The 22,747-nt window shown below is 56.4% G+C and carries 18 protein-coding genes; 6 read left to right on the top strand and 12 right to left on the bottom strand.

Features of this window, described 5'->3' with window-relative positions; translation table 11 throughout:
* Positions 1-49 precede the first annotated feature (49 nt).
* The 8 genes from VNL73_05695 to VNL73_05660 all read right to left on the bottom strand — a co-directional run bounded on the left by VNL73_05695 (position 50) and on the right by VNL73_05660 (position 14,773).
* Positions 50-4,480 carry a FlgD immunoglobulin-like domain containing protein gene (locus VNL73_05695; protein ID HXF48902.1) on the bottom strand — a complete coding sequence of 1,477 codons (4,431 nt, stop codon included), beginning with the start codon at positions 4,478-4,480 and terminating at the stop codon, positions 50-52.
* Between the two features lie 396 nt (positions 4,481-4,876).
* Positions 4,877-6,043: an ABC transporter permease gene (locus VNL73_05690; protein ID HXF48901.1), complete on the bottom strand. Its 1,167-nt coding sequence runs from the start codon at positions 6,041-6,043 to the stop codon at positions 4,877-4,879.
* On the bottom strand, positions 6,040-7,197 hold the full coding sequence (locus tag VNL73_05685) for an FtsX-like permease family protein (protein ID HXF48900.1): 1,158 nt from the start codon (positions 7,195-7,197) through the stop codon (positions 6,040-6,042). Before VNL73_05685 ends, VNL73_05690 begins: the two co-directional genes overlap by 4 nt.
* Positions 7,194-7,868 (bottom strand): ABC transporter ATP-binding protein, encoded by a 675-nt coding sequence (locus tag VNL73_05680; GenBank protein HXF48899.1) that lies wholly within the window; start codon positions 7,866-7,868, stop codon positions 7,194-7,196. The genes VNL73_05685 and VNL73_05680 overlap by 4 nt, the downstream gene beginning before the upstream one ends.
* A 19-nt stretch (positions 7,869-7,887) precedes the next feature.
* Positions 7,888-9,084: an efflux RND transporter periplasmic adaptor subunit gene (locus VNL73_05675; GenBank protein HXF48898.1), complete on the bottom strand. Its 1,197-nt coding sequence runs from the start codon at positions 9,082-9,084 to the stop codon at positions 7,888-7,890.
* Between the two features lie 223 nt (positions 9,085-9,307).
* Positions 9,308-10,582 carry a metallophosphoesterase gene (locus VNL73_05670; GenBank protein HXF48897.1) on the bottom strand — a complete coding sequence of 425 codons (1,275 nt, stop codon included), beginning with the start codon at positions 10,580-10,582 and terminating at the stop codon, positions 9,308-9,310.
* Positions 10,583-10,587: 5 nt separating this feature from the next.
* Positions 10,588-13,704: an efflux RND transporter permease subunit gene (locus VNL73_05665; protein HXF48896.1), complete on the bottom strand. Its 3,117-nt coding sequence runs from the start codon at positions 13,702-13,704 to the stop codon at positions 10,588-10,590.
* Between the two features lies 1 nt (position 13,705).
* Positions 13,706-14,773, bottom strand: coding sequence for an efflux RND transporter periplasmic adaptor subunit (locus VNL73_05660; protein HXF48895.1), 1,068 nt, complete (start codon positions 14,771-14,773; stop codon positions 13,706-13,708).
* 265 nt (positions 14,774-15,038) lie between these two features.
* Between VNL73_05660 and VNL73_05655 the strand changes: the two genes are divergently transcribed.
* Complete coding sequence (locus tag VNL73_05655) at positions 15,039-15,335, top strand: NIPSNAP family protein (protein ID HXF48894.1); 297 nt, start codon at positions 15,039-15,041, stop codon at positions 15,333-15,335.
* Here the strand turns inward: VNL73_05655 and VNL73_05650 are convergent.
* Both VNL73_05650 and VNL73_05645 read right to left on the bottom strand, forming a co-directional pair.
* Positions 15,319-15,924, bottom strand: a complete 606-nt coding sequence (locus VNL73_05650; protein HXF48893.1) for a hypothetical protein — start codon at positions 15,922-15,924, stop codon at positions 15,319-15,321. The two genes, VNL73_05655 and VNL73_05650, sit on opposite strands and share 17 nt — an antisense overlap.
* The gene (locus VNL73_05645) at positions 15,921-16,733 is read right to left on the bottom strand and encodes a hypothetical protein (protein ID HXF48892.1); all 813 of its coding nucleotides are present in this window, start codon (positions 16,731-16,733) and stop codon (positions 15,921-15,923) included. Before VNL73_05645 ends, VNL73_05650 begins: the two co-directional genes overlap by 4 nt.
* A gap of 179 nt (positions 16,734-16,912) precedes the next feature.
* Here VNL73_05645 and VNL73_05640 point away from each other — a divergent pair, with 179 nt between their 5' ends.
* From VNL73_05640 to VNL73_05625, 4 genes are all read left to right on the top strand, one after another.
* Entirely contained in the window at positions 16,913-17,377 is a 465-nt protein-coding gene (locus VNL73_05640) for a hypothetical protein (protein HXF48891.1), read from the top strand.
* 48 nt (positions 17,378-17,425) lie between these two features.
* Entirely contained in the window at positions 17,426-18,865 is a 1,440-nt protein-coding gene (gene miaB / locus VNL73_05635) for a tRNA (N6-isopentenyl adenosine(37)-C2)-methylthiotransferase MiaB (GenBank protein ID HXF48890.1), read from the top strand.
* Between the two features lie 49 nt (positions 18,866-18,914).
* On the top strand, positions 18,915-20,018 hold the full coding sequence (locus VNL73_05630) for a hypothetical protein (GenBank protein ID HXF48889.1): 1,104 nt from the start codon (positions 18,915-18,917) through the stop codon (positions 20,016-20,018).
* 210 nt (positions 20,019-20,228) lie between these two features.
* The gene (locus VNL73_05625; protein ID HXF48888.1) at positions 20,229-21,374 is read left to right on the top strand and encodes a hypothetical protein; all 1,146 of its coding nucleotides are present in this window, start codon (positions 20,229-20,231) and stop codon (positions 21,372-21,374) included.
* Between the two features lie 11 nt (positions 21,375-21,385).
* On the opposite strand, the gene VNL73_05620 is transcribed toward VNL73_05625, so the two are convergent.
* Positions 21,386-21,673 (bottom strand): GYD domain-containing protein, encoded by a 288-nt coding sequence (locus VNL73_05620; protein HXF48887.1) that lies wholly within the window; start codon positions 21,671-21,673, stop codon positions 21,386-21,388.
* A 186-nt stretch (positions 21,674-21,859) separates the two neighbouring features.
* On the opposite strand from VNL73_05620, the gene VNL73_05615 reads away from it, so the two are divergent.
* The gene (locus tag VNL73_05615; protein ID HXF48886.1) at positions 21,860-22,348 is read left to right on the top strand and encodes a DinB family protein; all 489 of its coding nucleotides are present in this window, start codon (positions 21,860-21,862) and stop codon (positions 22,346-22,348) included.
* An 8-nt stretch (positions 22,349-22,356) separates the two neighbouring features.
* On the opposite strand, the gene VNL73_05610 is transcribed toward VNL73_05615, so the two are convergent.
* The gene (locus VNL73_05610; GenBank protein HXF48885.1) at positions 22,357-22,695 is read right to left on the bottom strand and encodes a tetratricopeptide repeat protein; all 339 of its coding nucleotides are present in this window, start codon (positions 22,693-22,695) and stop codon (positions 22,357-22,359) included.
* Positions 22,696-22,747 lie beyond the last annotated feature (52 nt).

Here is a 22,747-nt window from a genome sequence, read left to right as displayed (position 1 = left end):
AAAGCCCCCCGGTTTCCCGGGGGGCTTTTTGGAGGTGCTTTGATTGGGCTTACTTAATCAGGTTCATCCGGCCGACTTTGACTTGGCCGTTGAACATAATCTTGTAGAAGTAAACCCCGGAAGACAAACTGCTACCGCTGTTGTCCGTCCCGTTCCAGAGTACCGAACGCTCCCCGGCCGGCTGGTCGCCATCCAGAAGAGTACGCACGGGCTGCCCCAGAATGTTGTAGATAACCAACCGCACCGTGCCGGCTTGCGGCAGGGCGAAGTTGATCTGGGTGGAAGCATTGAACGGATTGGGATAGCTGCCGCGCAGGGCAAACACGGTCGGCAAAGCGCTGCCTGCCGCCTTTTCGACGGCTACCGGATCCAGCGCGAAGTTATCATCCTCGACGTTCAAGAGATCCCTTCCCGATGCCACGGGGGCTGCGGCTGGCAAACCGCTCTCACAATGATCATGTGGAAGGTTGTTGGCCGCGGCCAGTTGGGTGGCCAATGGCTCCGCTTCCAGATTGATGATGGCTTCGTGCACCTGGGTCAGTACCTGCAAAGTGGTATACGTGTAGTTGACCTGGCAGGAGCTCAAAAGACCGGCCACGGCATGGCGGGCCAGCTTTTGGAAGCCGCCGCCGCCGAGGTTGATGGCCTGCTGGAGTGTGAGGTTGGCATTCAAACCGGCTTCCAGCATCTCGCTTCCCGTAAGACCGAAGGTCGTGCGGAAAGAGGAACCTGTGGTGCCGTTGCCGCTGTAAGGAGCACCCAAACCGGCAATGGCCGAAGCCACGCACTGGGAGACCGCATCGCTCGTCTGATTCCACAAGCCGGTGTGGTTTTTCCAGAAACCCGGGGTGCAACCCTCAAAGCCGGGCTGGCAGTCGATCGGCACGTCGCAACTGGAATGGCAGCCAAACTGGTTGGTGGCATCCAGAAGCAAGGTGGCCGGGCCGGAACTCCCCGCCGTGTAGGTGATGCACGAAGTTCCCTGACCGCCGGTTATCACCCAATCGGGCGAGCTGAAGGACCACTGGTAATCGGCAAAGCCGGCCGGGCCGCAGTAGCTGTTGCCAGTCGAGCCGCACACCGGCAGGGTGGCTGGCGGAACGAGCACGCACGGCGTTGGGTTGGGTACCGAAATCTGGCGCGTGCAGGTGCTTGTGCAGCCGTTGCCGTCCACGATGGTCAAAGTGAAGGTACAGGTGCCGCCCACGGCCGGCGGTGTCCAGTCCACACATTGTTCGGTGGAAAAGCCGCTGATCGTGCCGCAATCCACTGACCAGCTGTAAGAAGCCATACCGGCCGGCCCGCAGAAGAGGTCGGCGATAGGCGTCGAGGAGCCGGCGCAGATGGGTGTGCCGAAGCCCGGTCCATCGCTGATGCTGCAGACCGGGTTGGCGTTCACCGTTACCGTAAAGTTGCAATCATCGGAATTCCCGCAATCATCGGCGGCCACACAGGTAATCGTGGTGGTCCCAATCGGATAGGGGTCTCCCAAGCCCTGGCCGTCGCTGCGCGTGCAGACCACGGGAACATCCGAATCGCAGGCATCCGTGGCGGTCGGCGGGGTGAAGCTAATCGGTGAACCCTCGCAGACCACGATTGGAGCTGGGCAAGCCGTCAACACCGGATCAGTATTGTCCTCCACCGTAATGGTCTGGGAAGCAGAAGACGAATTGCCGCAGGCATCCGTGGCCGTCCAAGTGCGCGTTACGCTGTATTCCTGCGGACAAGAGCCCGGAGTCGTCACGTCGTTGAACGTCAAGCTCGGGTTCGGGTCGCAAAGATCCGAAGCGGTCGGGTTGGAAAACACCGGGGTGGCCGGGCATTCAATGGTCTGGTTGCCGCCCACTCCGCTGATAACCGGTGCCGTGTTGTCCTCGACCGTGATGGTCTGGCTGGCCTGCGAAGAATTGCCGCAGGCATCCGTAGCCGTCCAGGTTCTGGTAACGCTGTACTCCTGCGGACAGGAACCGGGCGTGGTCACGTCATTAAATGTTAAGGACGGATTCGGATCGCAAACATCGGAGGCCGAAGGCGTGCTGAAGACCGGCGTCGCCGGACATTCAATCGTCTGGTTGCCGCCCACCCCGCTGATGACCGGTGCCGTGTTGTCCTCCACCGTAATCGTCTGGGAAACCGGAGCCGACACGTTGCCGCAGGCATCCGTAGCTGTCCAGGTTCTGGTAACACTGTATTCCTGCGGACAGGAACCCGGCGTGGTGACATCATTAAACGTCAAGGACGGGCTCGGGTCGCAGAGATCCGAAGCGCTCGGATTGCTGAACACCGGAGTGGCCGGACACTCAATGGTCTGCGGACCACCCACACCCGAGATTACGGGAGCGGTGTTGTCCTCGACCGTGATGGTCTGGCTGGCCTGCGAAGAATTGCCGCAGGCATCCGTAGCCGTCCAAGTACGCGTAACCGAATACTCCTGCGGACAGGAACCCGGCGTGGTGACATCATTAAACGTCAAGGACGGGTTCGGGTCGCAGAGATCCGAAGCAGAGGGAGTGCTAAACACCGGAGTCGCCGGACACTCAATGGTGGCGTTACCACCCACTCCAGAGATGACCGGAGCGGTGTTGTCCTCCACGGTAATCGTTTGGGAAACCGGTGTGCCCTGGTTGCCGCAGGCATCCACCACCGTCCAGGTTCTCGTCACGCTGTACTCCTGCGGACAGGCACCCGGGGTGGTCTGGTCGCTGAAGCTGATAACCGGGTTCGGATCGCAAGCGTCCGAAGCCGTCGGCGGCGTGAAGGATGGAGTAGCCGGGCACTCGATGGTGGCATCGGCACCCTGGCCGCTCAAAGTCGGCGGGGTGTTGTCTTCCACCGTGATGGTCTGGCTGGCCTGCGAAGAGTTGCCGCAGGCATCCGTCGCCGTCCAGGTGCGGGTGACCGAGTACTCCTGCGGGCAAGAACCCGGAGTGGTCACGTCGTTGTAGGTCAAGGACGGATTCGGGTCGCAAGCATCCGCCGCCGAAGGATTGCTGAACACCGGCGTGGCCGGACACTCGATGTTTGCATTGGCGCCCACGCCCGAAATCACCGGCGCCGTATTGTCCTGCACGTTGATGGTCTGGGAGGCCGTGGAGCTGTTGCCGCAGTCGTCCGTGGCCGTCCAAGTGCGGGTGACCGAGTACTCCTGCGGGCAGCTGCCCGGAGTTGTCACGTCGTTATACGTAAGCGCAGGGCTCTGGTCGCAGTCATCCGAGGCGGTCGGATTGGAAAAGACCGGGGTCGCCGGGCACTCAATGTTTGTGTTGGCGCCCACGCCCGAAATCACCGGCGCCGTGTTGTCCTGCACGGTCACATCGATGGAGCAGGTGACCGGATCGATGCAATTGCTGCAGGTGAAACTGGAGGTCAGCGTGAAAGAACCGCAGGAAGAGCCGGGGTTCACGGAGACCGAAGTGCCAGTATTACCGCCATTGAAGGAAGCCCCGGACGTGTTGTTGCTCAAACTCCAGGTTATGGCGGACTGGTTCGTGCAGGTCCCGGTGATGGAGACCGAGTAGCTCTGGGCGGCGGAGCCGGGGCAGAGCGGCCCGGTCGGCCCGGAAACCGCGCAGGTCGGACAGGGAACCAAAATGTCCGCTCCCTTGATTTGGTTGTCCTGCGAACCGAGCGAAGTGACCTGGGTCTGCGTGCCGTTGGCTGCCAAAGCGCCGCCCAATGCATCCAGTTTGAAGTGATAGGGGCCGCCATTAATCTGGGAAGAACCCAACCCCGGGCCCCAGGTCATACCGGTGCCGTCGCCGGAAATGGCCAAATGGCCGGCCATTTCGACCAGAATCTGGCTGGAACTGGAGGTCCACTGCAACACGTACTTGGCGTACGAATCCCCATTGTCCGCTCCGTTGGCCACATCGTGGCTGACTGTCATCGAGGCATTGCTGATGGGCGCGTTGCCGTAAATCCGGACGGTGCGGTTCCCCCGGATCGCCTCATAGGCGGCGATTTTGGCCGCTGTGGAGCCATCCTTACTGATATACGGGTCATCCGGAATGTCAACATCCACAAAAAAGGCGCTGTGGAGGGCATTGCAAGAGTCCACCAGGGTGTTCGGCGGGCCAATCTCAATGCCGCACTGATTGATTTGGATGGGAACTCCCAAGGCGGCTCCATCGTCGGCAATACCCTGCGCCCAAGAGGTCAAGAAATCGTAGGCATGAATGCCTCCCTTGGTGAACTGGTGGCTTAAAGTCAGGGTGTGGATATTGCCGGTGGTGGCGGGAGTTTGTGCAAAGAGAGCCCGCTGAAAGTTGGACATCCCCTCGTAGTATCGGGAATTGCTCGACTGAACAATGGAATTAATCCAATGCACATTTCCGAGCCCCTGGATAGTCCCGTTGGTCTCATTGTTGGCCGACTGCCTGAAATCGACGATGACGTTGCCAAAAGCCACCGTCGTCAATCCGAGCGTCAATACGGCCAGAAGCAGGACCGTAGTTCGAAAGACATTGCTACATCGTGACATTTGTTGCTCCTCCCTTTTTGGGTTTGTGCAGTTAACGTTGACAACTGGTTCGTTGACGAAAACCCCTCGATTTCGTCTGCTCCGTTTTACGATTTTTCCCCTTTTTCAACCTCCTTTTCGGGCGCAAAAGACACCCCGCCCCTCCCTTTCCCAAATCGGGACGGGTGGGTCAACCCGGTTTATGCCGCTTGGCCGGTACGGAAAACCGGCAGAAGTCCGCGGACAGAAAACAGGCTTCCGTCTTTACTGTTTTGCCACTAAACTTTGTTTTTTAAATCCCTCAACCTCTTTGCCCGGTCCAAGCCAAGCACTTCCCCTCCATAAGCCAAGAGCTTATAGTAAACAGAAATCTATAACCCGCAAGAAGTTTGTCAAGCGGTTTTTTTAGGGGAAAAACTATTCCGCCCGCAGGGCGTTGATAATGTTCATCCGGGCGGCCCGGACGGCGGGCAAAAACCCGCCAAAGAACCCCATCAGGACGGAGAAGACGAGGGCCGAGCCGATGATGGCGGTGGAGAGGGCAAAGCCGAAGGCCAGCTCGGAGAAAGTATCCCAGTTGGTGGTGGAGACGGTGACAAAGCTCAAAAGTGATGCTCCGGCCACGCCGACCACGCCGCCGATTAAGGAAAGCAGCACGGACTCGACCAGAAAAGCCCCTAAGATGCTGCGGCGCTGAAAGCCCAAGGCCCGCAAAGTGCCGATTTCGGCGGAGCGGTTGGCCACCGAAGCGTACATGGTAATCATCGCCCCGATGACCGCCCCGAAGGAAAAAATGATGCTGATGACCATCCCGAGAATGTTGATAAAACTGGAAGTGGCGTACGACTGATCGGCGTAGTACTCTTTTTCCCGTTTCACGTCCACGGTGAGCCGCGGATCCCCTTCCAGCCGCTTTTTCAGTTCGGAAAATTTTGACGGGTCGGCTAATTTCATCGTCATTGAGGAGACCACCGGCCGGTCAAAGGCCGCCATCATCTGGTTCACATCCCCCCAGACCTCCGACTCGAAGGCCGAACGGCCGGCCTCAAAAACCCCCACCACCCGCCATTCCCGCCGCCCGAACTTCAAAATCCCCCCCAGTTCCGCCCCCTTGTATCGCGCCGCCGTCTGTTTCCCCACAATCACTTCCGACAGCCCTTCCGTAAACATCCGTCCGGCGGTCAATTTGATGTTCGGGCGGATGGCCAGAGAAACCGGTTTCACCCCGCGCACCACCACGTTCACCGAGCCGCCCCCGTCCCGTTTTTCCAAGCTTACCACCACATAAAGTTCCCCGGCCACCAACGGCTTGCCGTCGGAGCCTCGAGCAATCTCCATTTGCGATTCCAAAATCCCCGCCTGATCCCGCACGATGTAGGAGTTCATCTCGTTTTGCGACGCCTTGCGGATGAGTATCGCATTGTCGTCGTAGCCGGAGGTCACCAGGGTCTGTTTGATTCCGTTCCCCATCATCAAAACGGCGCAAAAAACGAAAACCACCAGCCCGATCCCCAATACCGTGAGCCCGGTGGTGAGCCGGCGGGCGAACAGGTTCCGGTAGCTGTAGTAAAGGGGTATTTTCATCCCACCACCCGCAAACCGTCGACGATGGAAACCCGCGTCGCCCGAAAAATGGGGAAGAGGGAGGCCAGAACGCCGACCGTGAGGGAGAAAATTCCGGCCAAAACCACCGTAACCGGTTTCACTTCAAAGACAGGGAAGAAATATTTCATCGCCTCCCCGAATCCCCCCGCCATGGGGTAAATCAAAAGCATTCCCAAAACCCCGCCAACGATGGCAATGAAAACCGATTCCCCGGCAATCAGCATGACCAGATGGACGGGGCGGAATCCCAAAGTTTTCAAAACGGCGTATTCCGAAATCCGCTCCCGCGCCGTCATCGCCATCGTGTTGGCCAAAACCAAAAGGATGATGCCGATGATGAGGTAGGAAACGAGCTGCAAGCCCGTGATGATGGTGGAAGACATCGCGATAAAGGAAAGATTGAACGCCTCCTCCGTTTCGGTCAAGGTCTCGGCCAAGGAGTTTTTGAAAAGCTCGTCCACCGCTTTGGAAATCCTGACCCCGTCGTTCGGGTCGGATATTTTCATAATATACCAGCCGACGTTTCCGGCCCGTGCGGGGACGGTCGCTTTCAAGTTCTCGTCCAGCATATCCCAGCGCAGATAGAAACCGGATTCATCCGTCGATTTTTTCAAGCCGCGGTAAATCCCGACCAAATGTAAATCCCAGTTGCCGGGATAGATGGTGCCAATGAGCCGGATCCGGTCCCCCACCTTCCAGCCGAACCGGTCGGCCAGAATCTGCCCGCAGACCGCCGCCGTCTTTTCCGACTTGAACGCCGCCAACTCCGTCGAATCCAAAACGACTTCGGGATACAAATCGAAGAAGGTTTCGTGGTCGACGGCGAAGTTGGCAAAAAAGTTTTTAGGGTCCACGTAGTAGGCCCCGAACCAGTGGGCGTAGGAGACCTTTTCCACCCCCGGCACCTTGGCAATCTGATCCCGGTAGGAAAGGGGGAGGGGAAAAATGATATTGACCGCGTTGCGGGCAATCAACCGGTCGGGGGGAGCGGCCTCCGCCCCGGCGTACCAGGCGTCGATGACCGTGCGCAAAAGTCCGAAGGCCATCACCGCCACCGCCAGACCGAGAATGGTCAGCCCGGTGCGCAGCTTGTGCCGGAAGGCGTTTTTGATCGCCAGCTTTAAGATTTTCAAGAAAGCTCCCCTTTATCCAGATGTTTTTGGATGTGCGCCTTTTCCGCCGCCCGCGGGTCGTGGGTCACCATCACGATCGTTTTTTTGAATTCCGAATTGAGCCGCGACAAAAGCCCCATGATCTCCTCCGCCGACTGCTTGTCCAAATCTCCGGTCGGCTCGTCCGCCACGATGACCGTCGGGTCGGTGACGATAGCCCGGGCGATTGCCACCCGCTGCTCCTGCCCGCCTGAAAGCTGGCGGGGGTAATGGTGCATCCGGTCGGCCAGCCCGACGATACCGAGCGCCGTTTCGACGTGTTTTTTCCGTTCGTCCTTGGACAAATTGGTCAAAAGCAAAGGGAGCTCCACGTTTTCAAAGGCGGTCAGAACCGGAATCAAATTGTAAAACTGGAAAACGAATCCGATATGCCGCGCCCGCCAGGAGGCCAGTTCGCTTTCGCCAAGCTTGGCCAAATCGGTGCCGGCCACCTTGACGGCCCCCTTGGTCGGCCGGTCGATGCCGGCAATCATATTCAGCAAAGTGGTTTTGCCGGAACCGGAGGGCCCCATCAAGGCGACGAACTCCCCTTCCGGTATGGAAAAGGATAGATTCCGCAAAACCGGAATCTCCAAGCTGTCCCGGTAGTACGATTTGGAAAGCGACTCAATCTGTATAATCGGCTCGGCCATAAGCTCCCTTGCGTTTTCCCTATTCGGAGGTTTTAATTTTCATTCCGGTGGTCAAACTTCCCGGCGGGGATAAAACCACGCGGTCGCCGGAAGTTACACCTTCCTTGATTTCCGTCAAATCCCCCAGAACCCGCCCCGTGACCACCGGTGTGCTGCGGACGGTGGCCCCCTCCACCAAAAAAACCATCTTCACGCCGTTTCGCAAGGTCACCGCCGAGTTCGGCACAGCCACCACCGGCGCCTCGTTTTCGCCGGACAGCTTGGTATCCTGCGGCAAAAAGTTCACCTTGGCGCTCATCTCCGGCAAAACCCGCCGGTCGCGGGAGACAAAGGCCACTTTGACTAAAACCGTGGCCCGCGAGCGGTCGGCGGTCGGCACGATTTTAACCACTTTGCCGGGATAGCGGGTGTCCGGATAAGCGTCCAGCGTGATTTCACACGGCAGCCCCACCCGCACCCGGTCGATGTTCGCCTCCGCCACATCCGCCTCCACTTCCAACGAGTTCATATCGGCGAGCGTGACTACCGCCCCGCGCGAGGAACCGACGGAGGCCAGAGGTGCCACCATCTCTCCGACTTCCGCCGACTTGGTTAAAACTGTGCCGGCAAACGGGGCCCGGATCAAGGTGTTTTCCAAAGCCACTTCGGCTGATTTTACAGCGGCCCGGGCCGAAGCCATCCCAGCCAAAGCCCGTTGATGCCTCGCTTCGGCTCCCTCAAATTCCAGCTGGCTGATGCCGCCGCTGGCCAAAAGTTTTTTCTGGCGTTCATAGAAACGGGTCGCCTCGGTCGATTCTGCCCGGGCCTGCATCAAGGTCGCCCTGGCCCGGTCCACCTCGGCGGCGAAATCCTCGTTTTCCAGCCGGGCGAGGACCTGCCCGGCCCGAACCCGGTCCCCTTCCACTACGCCAAGGTAGGCCAGCCGCCCGGTCGCCTTGGAGGCGACCGCCGCCCGGCGTTGAGCGACGACATAGCCGGAGGCGGTCAAAAGCGCCTGCGCCTGGCTGCCGGTAATCGTGGTGGCGGAGCCGATTTGAACCGTGAGCCCCGGCGAAACACTCCGCATCAAAAGAAAATAGCCGAGCAGAAGCAGCGGAACGACCGAGGCGGCCAGCGCCCACTTCCACCATTTGCGCGGCGATTTGTACTCAGTCCCGCGATTAATTCGCAGGGAGGATAAATCTGGTTTTGAACTTTCCATTTTCGTTTCTAACATACTAAACCCAAACGCGTTTCGTTATTCTTTTTTGCGGTTCTCCTTTTTCTTCCCTTGCTTTGCATCGAACCCATAATCTCCAGCCTAAAACTGACCGTCAGTCAAAAATTACGCACGAGTATAGCAAAAGTTTCAATCCCGTCAACAATTTTTTCCGCAACAATCACAACTTCTTGCGGAAAAATAGATTAGGATTGCCTTGGATTTTAGCTTTTATCGGAAATCAAGCAGCGGCAACTGGTGGCAGGCCCTTGCGGAGGGTAATGACCGTGACCTCCGGCCAGATGCCGACCCGTCCCGGAAAACCTAAGAAACCGAAGCCGCGGTTGACGTAGAGGTATTTATTTCCTTCTTGATACAACCCCGCCCAGCGCGGATAGCGGTATTTCACCGGGCTCCACTTCCAGCCCGGAATTTCGATGCCGAACTGCATCCCGTGCGTGTGTCCGGAAAGGGTGAGCGGAATCCGCTCGGAAAAATTGAGCACTTCCCCGTCCCAATGCGACGGGTCGTGCGACAAAAGAATTTTGAACGCCTTCGGATCAACTCCTTCGACGGTTTTTTTCAAATCCCCGTATTGGCGAAACGGCGGCCGCCCCCAGTTTTCCGAACCGAGCAAAAAGATTCGCTCTTGGCCGCGAACGATCTCTTTGTTTTCATTCAAAAGCAGCCGGACATCCAGCTCCCCGTGAACCGCCTGCAATTCCGCGAAGTTTTTGACCTTCTCCTCCGGCGAGCGCCAATCGACGTAGTCCCCGTAATCGTGATTTCCCATAATCGAGAATTTGCCAAAAGGCGCCTCCAGTCGGCCGAACATTTTCATCCACCCCTCCATCTCGGAGGCCCGGTTGTTGATTAAATCCCCGGTGAAAACGAGTAAATCTGATTCCTGCGCCCGGATTAAATCGACCCCTTTCTGGACGGCAGCCTCGTTGTCAAAACTGCCGATGTGGACGTCCGAAACCTGGGTGATGGTGAACCCGTCGAACCCCTCCGGCAAATCCTCGAAGTACAAAGTCTCCCTGCGCACCCGAAAGTCGTACTTCCCGGCGGTCACGCCGTAGAGAATCGAAGCGAACGGCACGCTGGCCGCGAGCAACCCCATCTGGCTGATAAATCTTCTCCGCGTTTCAAAAATCTCCGACCGGGCCCCCGGCTCAAGGTTTTTGAGACGCCGGGAAAGAAAAACGACCGCCGATCTCCCTATCCGGTACAAATCCTCCGCGGCAAGGAGAAGCGCAAACGCCAGCTTGGGGAGATAGGAGAAAAGAAAGAAAATGAAAACCAGAACCATCAAGCGAAAACGCCCGCCCGATTTGAAGAGAACGGAGGCGATGCCCACAAAAAACACAGCCGTTAATCCCCAATAGCCGCTATGAATGATTCGCTTGGTCAACGCGCGAGAAAGCCGGGCGGTGAGCGTTTTCACCCCCTGAAAAACGTACCAATCGATTAAAGCCGCCGACGAAAGAAAAATCAAAAGCCAGAGCCACCCCATGCTTCTCACGCCTCTTGAACCCTCCGTCCAACCGAAACGGCCGCTTCCTGCGGCTCAAGCGCGGAAGCCGGCGCGCCCGCCGCCTTCCGCTCGGTGGAAAAGTAGGAATAAATGGCAGGGATGACGTACAAGGTAAGCCCGGTGGAGAAAATCAGCCCGCCGATTACGCCAATCCCCATTGACATCCGGCTCTCCGCCCCCGCCCCGAGCGCCAGGGCAATGGGCAGGGTGCCCAAGATGGTGGACAAGCTGGTCATCAAAATCGGGCGGAAGCGGGAGGCGGCGGCGTCCTTCACCGCCTCCAGCATCGGCAGTCCGGCCGCCTTGCGCTGGTTGGCGAATTCGACAATCAGAATGCCGTTCTTGGTCACCAGCCCGATGAGCATCACCAGCCCGATTTGGCTGAAGATGTTCAGGGTCTGGCCGAAATACCAGAGCGTCAAAAGCGCCCCGGCCAAGGCCAAAGGCACGGTGAACATGATGATGAACGGATCCCGGAAGCTTTCGAACTGCGCGGCTAAAACCAGATAGGTCAAAAGCAGGGCCAGAATAAACACGAAAACCAAGCTGGAGGAGCTTTCGGCAAAATCACGCGCAGCCCCAGCCAGAGAGGTGGCAAACGACTCGTCCAGAAGCGAATCGGCAATTTCATCCATGGCGGCAATCCCCTGCCCGAGCGTAAATCCCGGAGCCAGCCCGGCCGAGACCGTGGCCGAAATGTAGCGGTTGAAGCGGTAGCGCTGGGGCGGATTGGCCTCTTCGATGACCGTAACCAGATTGTCCAGTTGCACCAGCTCCCCGCTCCGGCTCCGCACAAAAAGGGACTTCAAATCCGCCGGCTCATCCCGGTTCGGCCGGTCTAACTGCCCGATGATTTGGTACTGCTTCCCGTCCCGAATGAAATTGCCGTAGCGTTGCCCGCTTAGGGCAAGCTGTAGAGTCTGGGCCACGTCGAGCACTGACACACCGAGAGCCTGCGCCCGGTTCCGGTCGATTTTCACCACCAACTCTGGCTTGTTGAATTTCAAATCAAAATCCACCGCGTCGAAGGCCGGATGCTCCCGCGCCGCTTCCACAAAGGGGGGCAAAACCTGTTTTAACTTTTCCAGATTGGGGGCCTGCAAAACATACTGCACGGGCAGTCCGAAGCGCGCCCCGCCCCCTCCCACGGCAATCGTTTGCTCTTGGGAAACGACCGCCCGCGCCTCGGTCAACCCTCGGACGGCGGCGGAAAGTGCGGCATGGATTTCCTTTTGACTCCGCTCCCGCTGGTCGGGGGTTTTCAGGGTGATGAACATAAACCCGGAGTTGACCCCGCCCCCTCCGCCGCCGGTCACCGATACCAGTTCCTCCATCTCCGGCACCACCTCCTTGGAGGTGGCAATTAACCGGTCGAAGTAGGCGTCCATTTCTTCAAACGAAGTCCCCTCCGGCGCGGTGGCGGAAACCCGAAGCCGGCTTCGGTCTTCCAAGGGGGCCAGCTCCCGCGGCAGAATCGCGCCGAAAAGGAAAACCAAAACGGCCGCTGCGCCGATACAAACGAACCCCAGCCAGCGTCTTTGCATAAAGCGGTCCAGACTCCGCCGGTAGCCGCCCGCCAGGTTTTGAAAAAAGGGCTCCGTCCGTTGGTAAAACCGGCTGTGTCGGCGATGCCGCAGAATTTTGGTCGCCAGCATCGGCGTCAAAGTCAAAGCCACAAAGGCGGAGATGACCACCGCCCCTCCCAGAACGATGCCGAACTCCTTGAAAAGCCGCCCCGTCAGCCCCTCGAGGAAGATGATCGGCATGAAGACGGCGACCAACGCGACCGTGGTGGAGACGATGGCGAAGAAAACCTCCCGAGCACCGGTTAACCCCGCCTCCACTGGCTCCCGGCCGGCCTCGATTTTGGTGAAGATGTTTTCCAGCATCACGATTGCATCGTCCACGACCAGACCGATGGCCAAAACCAGCCCGAGCAAAGTCAACACGTTGATGGAAAAACCGGCCGCATACATGATGAAAAAGGCGCCTACGAGCGAGACCGGCACGGCGGCCATCGGAATGATGGTCGTGCGCCAGTCCCGCAGAAACAGATAAATGATTAAAAGCACGAGCAGAAAAGCGATGAAAATCGTCTCCACCACCTCGGTGATGGAAGAACGGATGTAGCGGGTGGTGTCGAAAACCACCCCCACTTCCAAATCGGGCGGCAGTTCCTTTTTGATTTGTTCCACCCGCCGGTACACTTCGTTTGCAATTGAGATGTGGTTGGAGCCCGGCTGGGGAACAACTGCCACGGCCACCCGCGGCCCCCGCATCCCCTTGGAGCCGGAGCGCTCGTTTTCCGTCCCCAAAATGGCGGTTCCCACATCCCGAAAACGGATGATTTTTCCCCCTTCTTCCCGCAGAATCAGATTGTTGAACTCCTCCGGATCGGAAAGAAGCCCGAGCGTCCGAACGGCCAGTTCCACCCGGCTCCCCTCGATGCGCCCGGAGGGAAGCTCCACGTTCTCCCGCGAAAGCGCATTGCGCACGTCGAGGGGGGAAAGCCGGTAGGCGGCCAGCTTCTGCGGGTCGATCCAAAGCCGCATGGCGTAGCGCCGCTCTCCGAATATCCGCACCTCGGACACGCCGGGTGTGGTCTGCAACCGTTCTTTGAAGATATTGGAAGCAAAAGCGGAAAGTTCCAGCAAATCCCGTTGCGCCGAGCTGATGTTCAAAACGATAATCGGGCTGGCGTCCGCATCCGCCTTGGCCACCACCGGCGGCTCGGCGTCCGGCGGCAGATTGCGCACCGCCCCGGAAACCTTGTCCCGGATATCATTGGCCGCCGTTTCCAGATCCACCTCCAAGTCGAACTCGACGGTGATGGAACTGCGCCCTTCCCGGCTGGAGGAGGTGATTGTGCGGATTCCCGGCACGCTGGAAATCGCCTCCTCCAGCGGCTCGGTGATTTGCGTTTCAATGACGTCGGCGTTCGCCCCGGCATAGCTGGTGTTGACGTTGATGATGGCCGGGTCAACGTTCGGGTACTCCCGCACGCCCAGCCGGAAAAAGCCGATGGCGCCGAAAAGCAGAATGACCAGAGAGAAAACGGTGGCCAGAACCGGACGCCGGATGGAAACGGCCGACAAACTCATGTTAGTTCGCTGCCTCGCCGCTCAAGCGGACGGCCGCGCCGGGACGAAGCTGCAAAAGTCCGCTGGTAAGAACCGTGTCCCCGGGGGAAATGCCGGCGGCGATTTCCACTTCATCGGCGGTGCGCAGCCCCACTTGCACCTCCCGCGCCTCCGCCTTTCCCCCCTTGTAGAGAAAAACTTTGTGCCCCTTGATATCCGGAATGACCGCCCCGGCCGGAACCATAATCGCCCGCTCCTGACGCAAAACCAGCTCCACGTTGGCAAACCCCCCCGGCATCAAGGCCCGGTTCACGTTGGAGGCCCGCGCCCGCACCGGGAGCGTCCGGGTGGCCGGATCCACTTTCGGTTCCACGGCAAAAACCGTCCCGGCAAACTGCCGCTCCGCTCCGGCGATGGTGAAAAGGATTTTATCCCCCGGTTTCACCTGCCGTGCGTATTTTTCCGGTATCGAGAAATCTATTTTGAGCGAACCCAAATCCTGCAGAGTCGCCAGCCGGTCGGACGAGGTGACGTAGCTCCCTTCCGAGGCGTAGCGCAGCCCGATTATGCCGTCGAACGGCGCTTTGATTTCGGTCTTTTCCACCTGCACCCGGATGAGCTGCTCCTCGGCTTTGAGCGTGTTCAGCTCCGTTAAGATGCGGTCGTACTCCTCCCGGCTCACCCCCCCTTTTTCCAAAAGCACCTTCTGCCGCTCCTCCAGCTGTTCCGCCAGCTTCCGGCGTTGCTCGGCCCGCGCCAATTGGGCCGAAAGCTCCGAATCGTCGATTTTGACCAGGAGATCCCCGGCCTTTACCGCGCCTCCCTCCCGAAAATAAATCTTTTGGATTTTTCCGGAGCGCTCGCTCCGAAGTTCAACTTCTTCGTTGGCCGAAAGGGTGCCGATGGACCGCACCACCTCCTCCAGAGGCCGGGGGGAAACGACCACGCTGCGCACGGACAACTCCCCCCCGCCTCCGCCGCCCCCCGTGCGGCCCGACGATTTTGAAAGCGAAAGCACCTTCGGGATGGCCAAGGCCAGAAGAAGCAGAACCGCCCCTCCCCACAGCCATTTTTTTTGTTTATTCGTCAACTCCGTCTCCTGTCTCTTTTTCGGAAGATAACCGTGAATCTTCGCCCCGGTTACGGCCCGATATTCTTTCTACACCCGCCGGGCGTTTCCGTCTTAAAGGCCGTCCGATAAGAAAAACGGTTCGCGCGGCGGAAAGGTTGCCGTCTCACCATCGGGAGGCGCGCCTTCTCAAGTATAACGCCCGGGCGGCATCCGTCAAAAACCCCTTCTTGACCGGAAAAGCTCGCCCGTTTTTCTTCCGGAACCGAAAAGGAAAGGAGAAAAAATGATCGTCGTTCGCGACATTTTTCAGTTGAAATTCGGCAAGGCCAAAGAAGCCCTGGCGCTTTGGAAGGAGGGGTTGCCTTCGATAAAAAAATCGGGGCACCAGGTGGATCGGCTGCTCACCGACATCGCCGGCCCCTACTACACTCTGGTTTTGGAGTGCACCTACCGAAGCCTGGCGGACTACGAGAGCGCCGAAGCCAAAACCCGCGCCGACCAAAATTGGGTGGAGTGGTACAGGAAATTCGTCCCGCTGGCGGAGTCGGGCCGCCGGGAGATTTTCACGGTTGTGGAGTAGGCGGCTCGTGCGCCCGAAGCGGCCAGACGCGGGAAAGCGCCTGCGCGGTCATCCGGGCGGCCTCTTCGGCGTCCTTTCCAAACCGCCGCACGCGGTATTTCCATAAAAGCTGGCTACTGGCCGCTTCCACCAGCCGGAATTCCATCAACAACTCAACCCCCCGCCGCTGGTATTTTCCCCCGCCGATTCGCCGGCTGGTCGGGTTGTCCCCCTCCGCCGGGTGAAACCGAACTGCCTCGCTATATAAGAGCACCTCCGCCGAAAGAAGTTTCCCCGCGCGATCCTTCGAAAGGCGCAGGATGGCCGAATCCGCCATTCCCTCAAACCGCGCCCGCAGGCGAAACGGGGAAAGGTACGAACGAGCCGAATCCACTGGAATCAGAACTCCGGTGATGGTTTCCTCCAAAAGCGCCCGGTTCTCAAAGGCTCCCCGGTTCCCCGCTGGAACCGAAAAAGGCATAACGGCGATTGTCTTGACCTTCGATTTATAGTTGGACTCGAAATCCCCGATTAAAAAGGGGGTGCCGCCGCACCCCCAGAAAATACCGAGTGTGAAAAAGCAAAAGTAAAGGTAGCTGGCGCGCTTCATTTCTTGGTCGGGGCTTTTTTCTCCTCCTTCGGAGCGGTTTCCACTTTAGTCAGCGCCAAATTCTGTTGGAAAGTCAATTCCGCCGACATGCCGGGTGGCAGGTTGGGGGAGCTCAAAACAAACCGGGTGGAAACATCCTGCTTGACCAGCCCCACCCCTGGGGCGTACCAGGAGATGGAGGAAAACTCTCCCCCCGTGACGCTCATCGAAAGTCGAGAGGCTCCCTGAAGGGTGCCGCTCACGCTGGTGGAGCTGCTTTTGGTTTTCAGGCAGTTTTTAAAACTCCCGGCCGGCGTTTCCACATCCTCCCGCCCCAAGACCTGTCCGGTCAGTCCCACCAAAATTCCCTGCATCTTCATCGTCCCGATGATCCACTTGGCCCCCGAATCGGCCGGCAGTTTCAACACCTGCAGGGTCGGCTCGTAGCGGGTGGAATCCGGCTTCTGGCCGCTGTCGGAGGGGAGGTTGAAATTGGCCAGAAGAAAAATCCCCTGCGGCCGGGCCTGGTAATAATTTTCAATCAAATGGGACTGTTTCGATTCATCGGCCGGCCGCCCCGGTATCGAATCCACCCGGGTGGTGCGCACCAAGACGGCCGGCTTGTCGTACACCTTGGCCTGCCCGATTACTTCCTCGGTATTGCGAAAATAAGCGGAGTTGCTCATCGCCGACTGCCCCCCCACGCTGGTGTTCTGGTTGACGGTGGCCTTGAAATGTTTTTTGGTCCCCGGGTTCAGCGGAAAAAAATCCTCCCCCCACGCCGGGGAAACGAGGGCCGCCGTGAAAAAAAGAGCCCATGCCTTGCGCATATTCAATCCTTTCTTAGGTCGAAAGTTTCCACAAACCCAAGATACCTTGCCATTCCGCTTACGGCAACTGCCCCGATTTGCCCTTTGCGGGTAAAGATTTATATTATCCCCTCCTTAACAGCAGTGGGCATGGATTACGAGAGTGCTTGGCCGAGTTCGTCTTTAGCAAAGGAGGGAGGATGAACCGCTACTTCTGGCCGGATATGCCGGCGGCCCAAAAAGCCCCCGAGCCGAAACGGCCGGTTAAAAAAGCCCGCCCCTATCAGGCCCGGCGGGTCTCGATTGCCGCCAAAAACCGGCGCGAGGTGTTTGTGAATGAGGAATGGAAGGGTTACGCCGAAAAATCGCTTTTGGCGGAGGCCGACCGCTTCGGGATAAAACTATTGGCCTACGCCTTCCAGCCCGCCCGGCTGGAGCTGTTGGCCCAAAACCCGCCCGACGTGCGGGTTTTTGACCGGATGCTGAAATTTTTTATGCAGGACACCGAAATCGAGTATAAACTGCGGGAACGGAAGCGGCTCTGGATGGGGAATTATTTCACCAAGGGAGTGACGGTGGATGATTCGCTGGAGGAGGCGATTGCCGAAATGCAAAAGCTGGGCGCAACTATTCTGGCCGGAGAAAAAGCCGAAGTTCCTGCTTAACAATTTTCAGCAAGCCCCGCCGGCTTTGGCCGGCGGGAGATTAAAGATATGAAGTCCTTCTTTGTAGAAACCTACGGCTGCCAGATGAACGTCGCCGACTCCGAAACCGTCGGCGGCATCTTGACCCAGGCCGGCTACCGGAGCGCAGACGCGCTGGAAGAAGCTGACGTCATCTTCGTCAACACCTGCGCCATCCGCGAGCGGGCTGAAGAGCGGGTTTTGGGCCGCCTTTTCGAACTCGCCCGTCTCAAGCACCAAAAGCCGGATTTGGTCTTGGGCGTTTTGGGCTGTATGGCCCAGCATATCAAAACCAAAGTCACCTCTCAAATCCCTGCCGTCGATATCGTCGCCGGCCCGGATGGCTACCGCACCCTCCCCCGCCTGATTGCCGAGCATACGGACGAGCCGTACTTGGAAGTCGAGCTTTCCAAAACGGAGACCTATGCCGACATTCATCCCCTCCGGGAATCCGGCATCCGCGCCTGGGTTTCGATAATGCGCGGCTGCGACAAATTCTGCACCTTCTGCATAGTCCCCTACGTCCGCGGCCGGGAACGCTCCCTGCCGATGGCCGACATTCTGAACCAGTTGGAAAAACTGGCGGCGGAAGGGTACAAAGAAGTTGTTTTCTTGGGCCAGACCGTCAACGCCTACAAAGACGCTTCAATTCTTGCCGAAAATGGCAAATCCGGTTCCTCGGTGCCGCTTATACCCGAAGACGGAATTCCCAAAAAACGCAACTCCTTCGCCGCGCTCTTGAAAAAAGCAGCGGAAATCGACGGCATCGAGCGCATCCGTTTTACTTCCCCCCATCCGGTCGATTTCGACTGGGAAACGATTGGGGCGATGGCCGAAAATCCCAAAATCTGTCCGCAACTGCATCTCCCTTTGCAGTCCGCCTCCAATCCGGTGCTTTTGAAAATGAAACGCCGCTACACGATTGAATATTACGACATGCTTCTCTCCGCCTTTCGCAATGCCGTCCCCAATTTGGCCGTCTCCACCGATATCATCGTCGGCTTTCCGGGGGAAACGGAAGCGGACTTCCAAGCCACTTACGACTATCTGGCCCAAACCCGCTACGACAGCGCCTTTTTGTTCAAATATTCCCCCCGCCCGGGCACCAAAGCGTATGAATGGGAGAACCCGACTTGCGGTGAGCGTAGTCGAACCGTTCCGGAAGAAGAAAAGCTCCGCCGGCTGCAGTCGGTGATTGGCCTGCAGGAAAAAATATCTTTGGAGAAAAATCAGGCCTGGGTTGGCAAAACGGTGGAGGTTTTGGCCGAAGGCCCATCAAAGAAAACTGGAAATGGCAACGGCGATGGCACTTGGTTCGGCAAATCCCCCCAATTCAAAACCGTCGTCTTTAAACCCAAGGGGGAAATTCGCCCCGGCGACAAAACCCCTGTCCCCATCTCCCGCGCAACCAGCCATACGCTACTTGGGGCGGGTGTTGGTGAAAAAGAGCCATTTTTCCCGAACAACTAATTGCTTCGTCTATTTCTGCGTATTATTTGAAGGACGAGAATGGCATTATATGCTTAAACGCAAATTCTTTGCTGGATTCTTAACTTTCTTAGTAGTAAACCTCTTTAGCAGCCCTGCAATGCCAGAACAAATCCATACATTCCAAATCGAGCAGGATGGCGCTAAATTTGAGTGTAGGGTTTCTCTTCCCAGAGATACCTTTCTATTGTTAGAAAACATTAAGGGCGAATTTTGGATGAAAAATATCTCCCAAGAAACCGTCAAGTTCACTTTTTCTAAACCCTTTTGGTGGACAATTCGCGACGAGAATAATAACGTTTACAGACATCCTGACGTTTCCATACCGCTTAAATCCTTCAATCTTAAGCCTGGTGATTCCATCGGAGGAGTTACCCCAATTGAACGCCTAAATTATGAAGAAAGCCATACTCCCGTGAATTCCTTGCACGATGCGTATTTCCCCTTGGGAAAATATCGAGCTTATTTCGGTCCTGAAACGTTGCCATTTGTGTTTGTCGTCACAATCAAGCAAAACTCTAAGAAACACCTTCAAATAAAAGCATTCTACGATTTCGTTCAGCATGACTTTCGCGGGAGAGGTCAGGTCGATACGGCAATAGGCATTGCCTTTTCATTTCAAGGCACTGTATTGAAAAAGTTCGCAACTACTGACCCCATCGAAATGATTTATGAATTTCTTGAAACGTACAAGAAAATGATTGGGCTCGATGATCCTCGATCCGAATTGAAAGTAAAACTACGAGGTCGCAGAATGGAGTTTCAACAAGAATATAAAGGGGTGAAGGTATCAGGTGGTGGCCTTAGGGCAAGCATTACTCCTACTGGTAAAATAGACTTTGACGGTAGTTTTCACACCGAGATAAATATTTCGGCAGTGCCCAAAATTGATTCAGTTGCCGCTATCAGAAAAGCTTTGATAGACCTCAAATTTCCAACCGATTATCAAAGTATGGAAAAACGTGGAAGTCCATCGGCTTCATTGATTGTATTCCCATTCGACAAAAAATACTATCTGGCTTGGTTGGTCGAAATTTATGTTGACCACTCTCCGGTGGGACGGGAATATTATATCGATGCACTTAGTGGTAGGATAATTCACAGGACCGAATTAATCCAAGAGATTATAAATTGATGCTTAACAAAAAAATGCATCACTGCCACATCTCTAAAAACAATTCCCACAGCGTGGTGAAAAGAGTCGCGGACATGGAGTCTCCGCGGTGCTGACCAGACCCTGCCCCCCCTACCAAGAGGGACGCGAAGAGATTCTGCAAAAACCTCGGCGCAGAGGGTAAAACTACAGCATCCCCAAAAACTCCTTCCACGGCGTGGCGAAAGCAAATTGGCGCTGACGCTATCCCCTCCCCCCTTACCTCGCCATTTTCATGAAACCATCGCACGCCCACCCCGTATTGGAAAAGAGGCAATGAAGTTAATAATTTGGGAACGGAAAATACGAATCCGGGTATTTGCCTTTTTTTTGTTAATTCTGCCGGTCCTAAATTCCTTCAACTCAAAAGAATCGCTTGCCTCGGAAGCAGTTAGTCAATCCAACGGGGTCCTTGATGCAGAGCAAGTAACAGAGCGGGTCGCGGTGACGGTAAATGGTCTGTCCATAAACCTTGTTTTGCAGGGTGCCAACATAGTAACCCTAAAAGAAGAGATAATTCACGTAACGAAGGCCTCCTTTGATTATTACATAAAACTTTTCGGCAGTCTGCCGGAGCAGACGATGGGAGAAAAATTCACCCATCTCACAATCGAAGTAAGTCAGTCTGAAGAATGGAATGGAGAAGCTTACGCAAAGCGTCTCGAACTAACCTTCAATCCAAAACCGGACTCGTTTGATCAATTTAGATGGAAGGGGATCGTGGCCCACGAAATATTTCATCTTTGGAATTCCAAGTCATTTAGATATTCAAGTGAAAGGGAACAGTGGTTTAACGAAGGCGTCTCCCAGTACTATGCGCTCAAAGCGCTGAAGCAAATGAATGCTATCGATGAAGAATGGTTTTTCTGGGCGTTGGGAAAGTTTTTACAATTGTATTTCGCCGACAAGGGAACCGGCCGCCAATCCATGCGGGAAGCGGGGTTGGATAAAAAACAGCATACCGGATTGGTGGAAGGTGGCGGGCTCTGGATTGGACTATGCTTGGACGCCATGGTTCGCAATGCCACGAAAAATGAAAAAAGCTTGGACGACTTGATGCAAATTCTATTTAAAAAATACAATAGTACCAATAAGCGTTATGACTTGAAGGAAATTAAAAAAATTGCAAGGCAGCTAACAAGCGGCGCAAACGACGACTTTTTTGAAAAGTATGTCGATGGAACGGAGCGCCTACCGGTTGTTCAGTATTTATCGAACGCGGGTTTGGTTTTGGAGATGAATTCAGATAGTTCTCAAATCGAAATCCGCAAAAAAAATAACCTTACGGAGTTGGAACAGCGCGCGTTGTCGGGTATTTTGGGCAACCTGAACGAGTAATTCTTGCTGGCTTACAGCATCCCCAAAAACTCCTTCCACGGCGTAGCTAAGAGTGTTTCCGTCGTGGAATGCCCGTAGGCGCGGATAATCATCGCCGCCCGTTCCACCTCCTTCGGGTCGTTGGCTTCCACCACATCCACCACGTCGTACTGCCCCATCGTGGCCCAGCTCCCCTGCCATTTCACCCCCGGGCAGTCCGCTTTGATTTTGGCGGAAACCTGCTCGGCCAGTTTTTTGAAATCCTTCGGCTCGCGGAACGCCTCCGGCGAAAAACGGGAAAGAATGATGTAGGTCGCCATTTTAACCTCCTTTATGGTTTGAGTCCTGTTGCCGAATCCGGTTGTTGCCATTAAGTAAATCTTCCAGCGCCGAAAAATCAACCGCCTTTCTCGCTCCCTTCGGGTGGCCGCGACTTCTGTCGCGGAACCTGCTTTTTTTGTACTCCTAATTGTAACCAATGGGGATATAATTCGTATTTTAAGACAATGGTCGAAGGACTAAAAACAATCTACGACTGGGTGCGCGGGACTCGTGAAGTGCTTTTCAAGCACTGCGAATCGATGCCGGAGGAATTCTACACCAAGGAACTGCCCAACTTCGGCCATGGTTCAATTCGCAACCTGCAGGTGCACGTTTTCGACGTTTACAACGGCTGGCTCTTGCAGTTCGCCCGGGGAAAAGAGCGCGTGCGCCCCAAAAGACCCGATTATCCAAACGTCGCCGCCGTGCGCAAGGGCTTTGCCGGGGCTGATGCTGTGGTGGAAAGCTTTTTATCCGAATTTTCGAGCTCGCTGGATAAACCACTTACCCGCCCGCATCCGTCGTTTCCGAACGGCTTGACGGTGACGCCCCGCTGGCTTTTCACGCATACCGTCACCCACGAATTTCACCACAAAGGCCAAATCACGGATATCTGCCGCCATCTCGGTCACCCCGTTCCGGATACGGACCTGATTGTTCCAGAAAAATTCTGAAGTAGAAGTTACGAGCCGCCCGGCTGTTCCCTTTTTAAAATCCCGCGCAGTTTCGCTTCCATCCGTTGCTTGGGAATCATATCGCGGGTCACTTCGGCAATTTCGAGTCCTTTGCGTAGAACTTCTTTGACCTCTTCCATTTTTCCCAACTTTTGCAAGGAATCCGCGAGAAGCGGAAAAACGGCGGTGTAGTCCGGTTTCAGCTCAAGCGCTTTTCTAAAAGATTCGACCGCTTCCTCCCACAAACCCTCTTCGATGCAAGCGGAACCCAGCCCGTAGTACGAAACCGGGTCTTTCGGGTCTAATTGGACGATTTTACGGAACTGCAGAACGCGCGGGGAAGCCACAACTTCATTCTCAAAAGGCAAGAAAGATCGGCCGGCCTACTTCATCCCTTCG

The sequence above is a fragment of the Verrucomicrobiia bacterium genome (genome assembly GCA_035574275.1).
Lineage (GTDB): Bacteria > Zixibacteria > MSB-5A5 > DSPP01 > DSPP01 > DSPP01.
This window is presented reverse-complemented; position numbering and strand designations above follow the sequence as displayed.

What these genes read in the sequence shown, in the direction of transcription:
- VNL73_05670 (HXF48897.1), bottom strand. Translation starts at nt 10,582, where the DNA reads ATGGGGTGGCTCTGGCTTTTGATTTTTCTTTCGTCGGCGGCTTTAATC.
- VNL73_05690 (HXF48901.1), bottom strand. Translation starts at nt 6,043, where the DNA reads ATGAAAATACCCCTTTACTACAGCTACCGGAACCTGTTCGCCCGCCGG.
- VNL73_05655 (HXF48894.1), top strand. Translation starts at nt 15,039, where the DNA reads ATGATCGTCGTTCGCGACATTTTTCAGTTGAAATTCGGCAAGGCCAAA.
- VNL73_05620 (HXF48887.1), bottom strand. Translation starts at nt 21,673, where the DNA reads ATGGCGACCTACATCATTCTTTCCCGTTTTTCGCCGGAGGCGTTCCGC.
- VNL73_05615 (HXF48886.1), top strand. Translation starts at nt 21,860, where the DNA reads ATGGTCGAAGGACTAAAAACAATCTACGACTGGGTGCGCGGGACTCGT.
- VNL73_05640 (HXF48891.1), top strand. Translation starts at nt 16,913, where the DNA reads ATGAACCGCTACTTCTGGCCGGATATGCCGGCGGCCCAAAAAGCCCCC.
- VNL73_05680 (HXF48899.1), bottom strand. Translation starts at nt 7,868, where the DNA reads ATGGCCGAGCCGATTATACAGATTGAGTCGCTTTCCAAATCGTACTAC.
- VNL73_05665 (HXF48896.1), bottom strand. Translation starts at nt 13,704, where the DNA reads ATGAGTTTGTCGGCCGTTTCCATCCGGCGTCCGGTTCTGGCCACCGTT.
- VNL73_05650 (HXF48893.1), bottom strand. Translation starts at nt 15,924, where the DNA reads ATGAAGCGCGCCAGCTACCTTTACTTTTGCTTTTTCACACTCGGTATT.
- VNL73_05645 (HXF48892.1), bottom strand. Translation starts at nt 16,733, where the DNA reads ATGCGCAAGGCATGGGCTCTTTTTTTCACGGCGGCCCTCGTTTCCCCG.
- VNL73_05695 (HXF48902.1), bottom strand. Translation starts at nt 4,480, where the DNA reads ATGTCACGATGTAGCAATGTCTTTCGAACTACGGTCCTGCTTCTGGCC.
- miaB (HXF48890.1), top strand. Translation starts at nt 17,426, where the DNA reads ATGAAGTCCTTCTTTGTAGAAACCTACGGCTGCCAGATGAACGTCGCC.
- VNL73_05630 (HXF48889.1), top strand. Translation starts at nt 18,915, where the DNA reads ATGCTTAAACGCAAATTCTTTGCTGGATTCTTAACTTTCTTAGTAGTA.
- VNL73_05675 (HXF48898.1), bottom strand. Translation starts at nt 9,084, where the DNA reads ATGTTAGAAACGAAAATGGAAAGTTCAAAACCAGATTTATCCTCCCTG.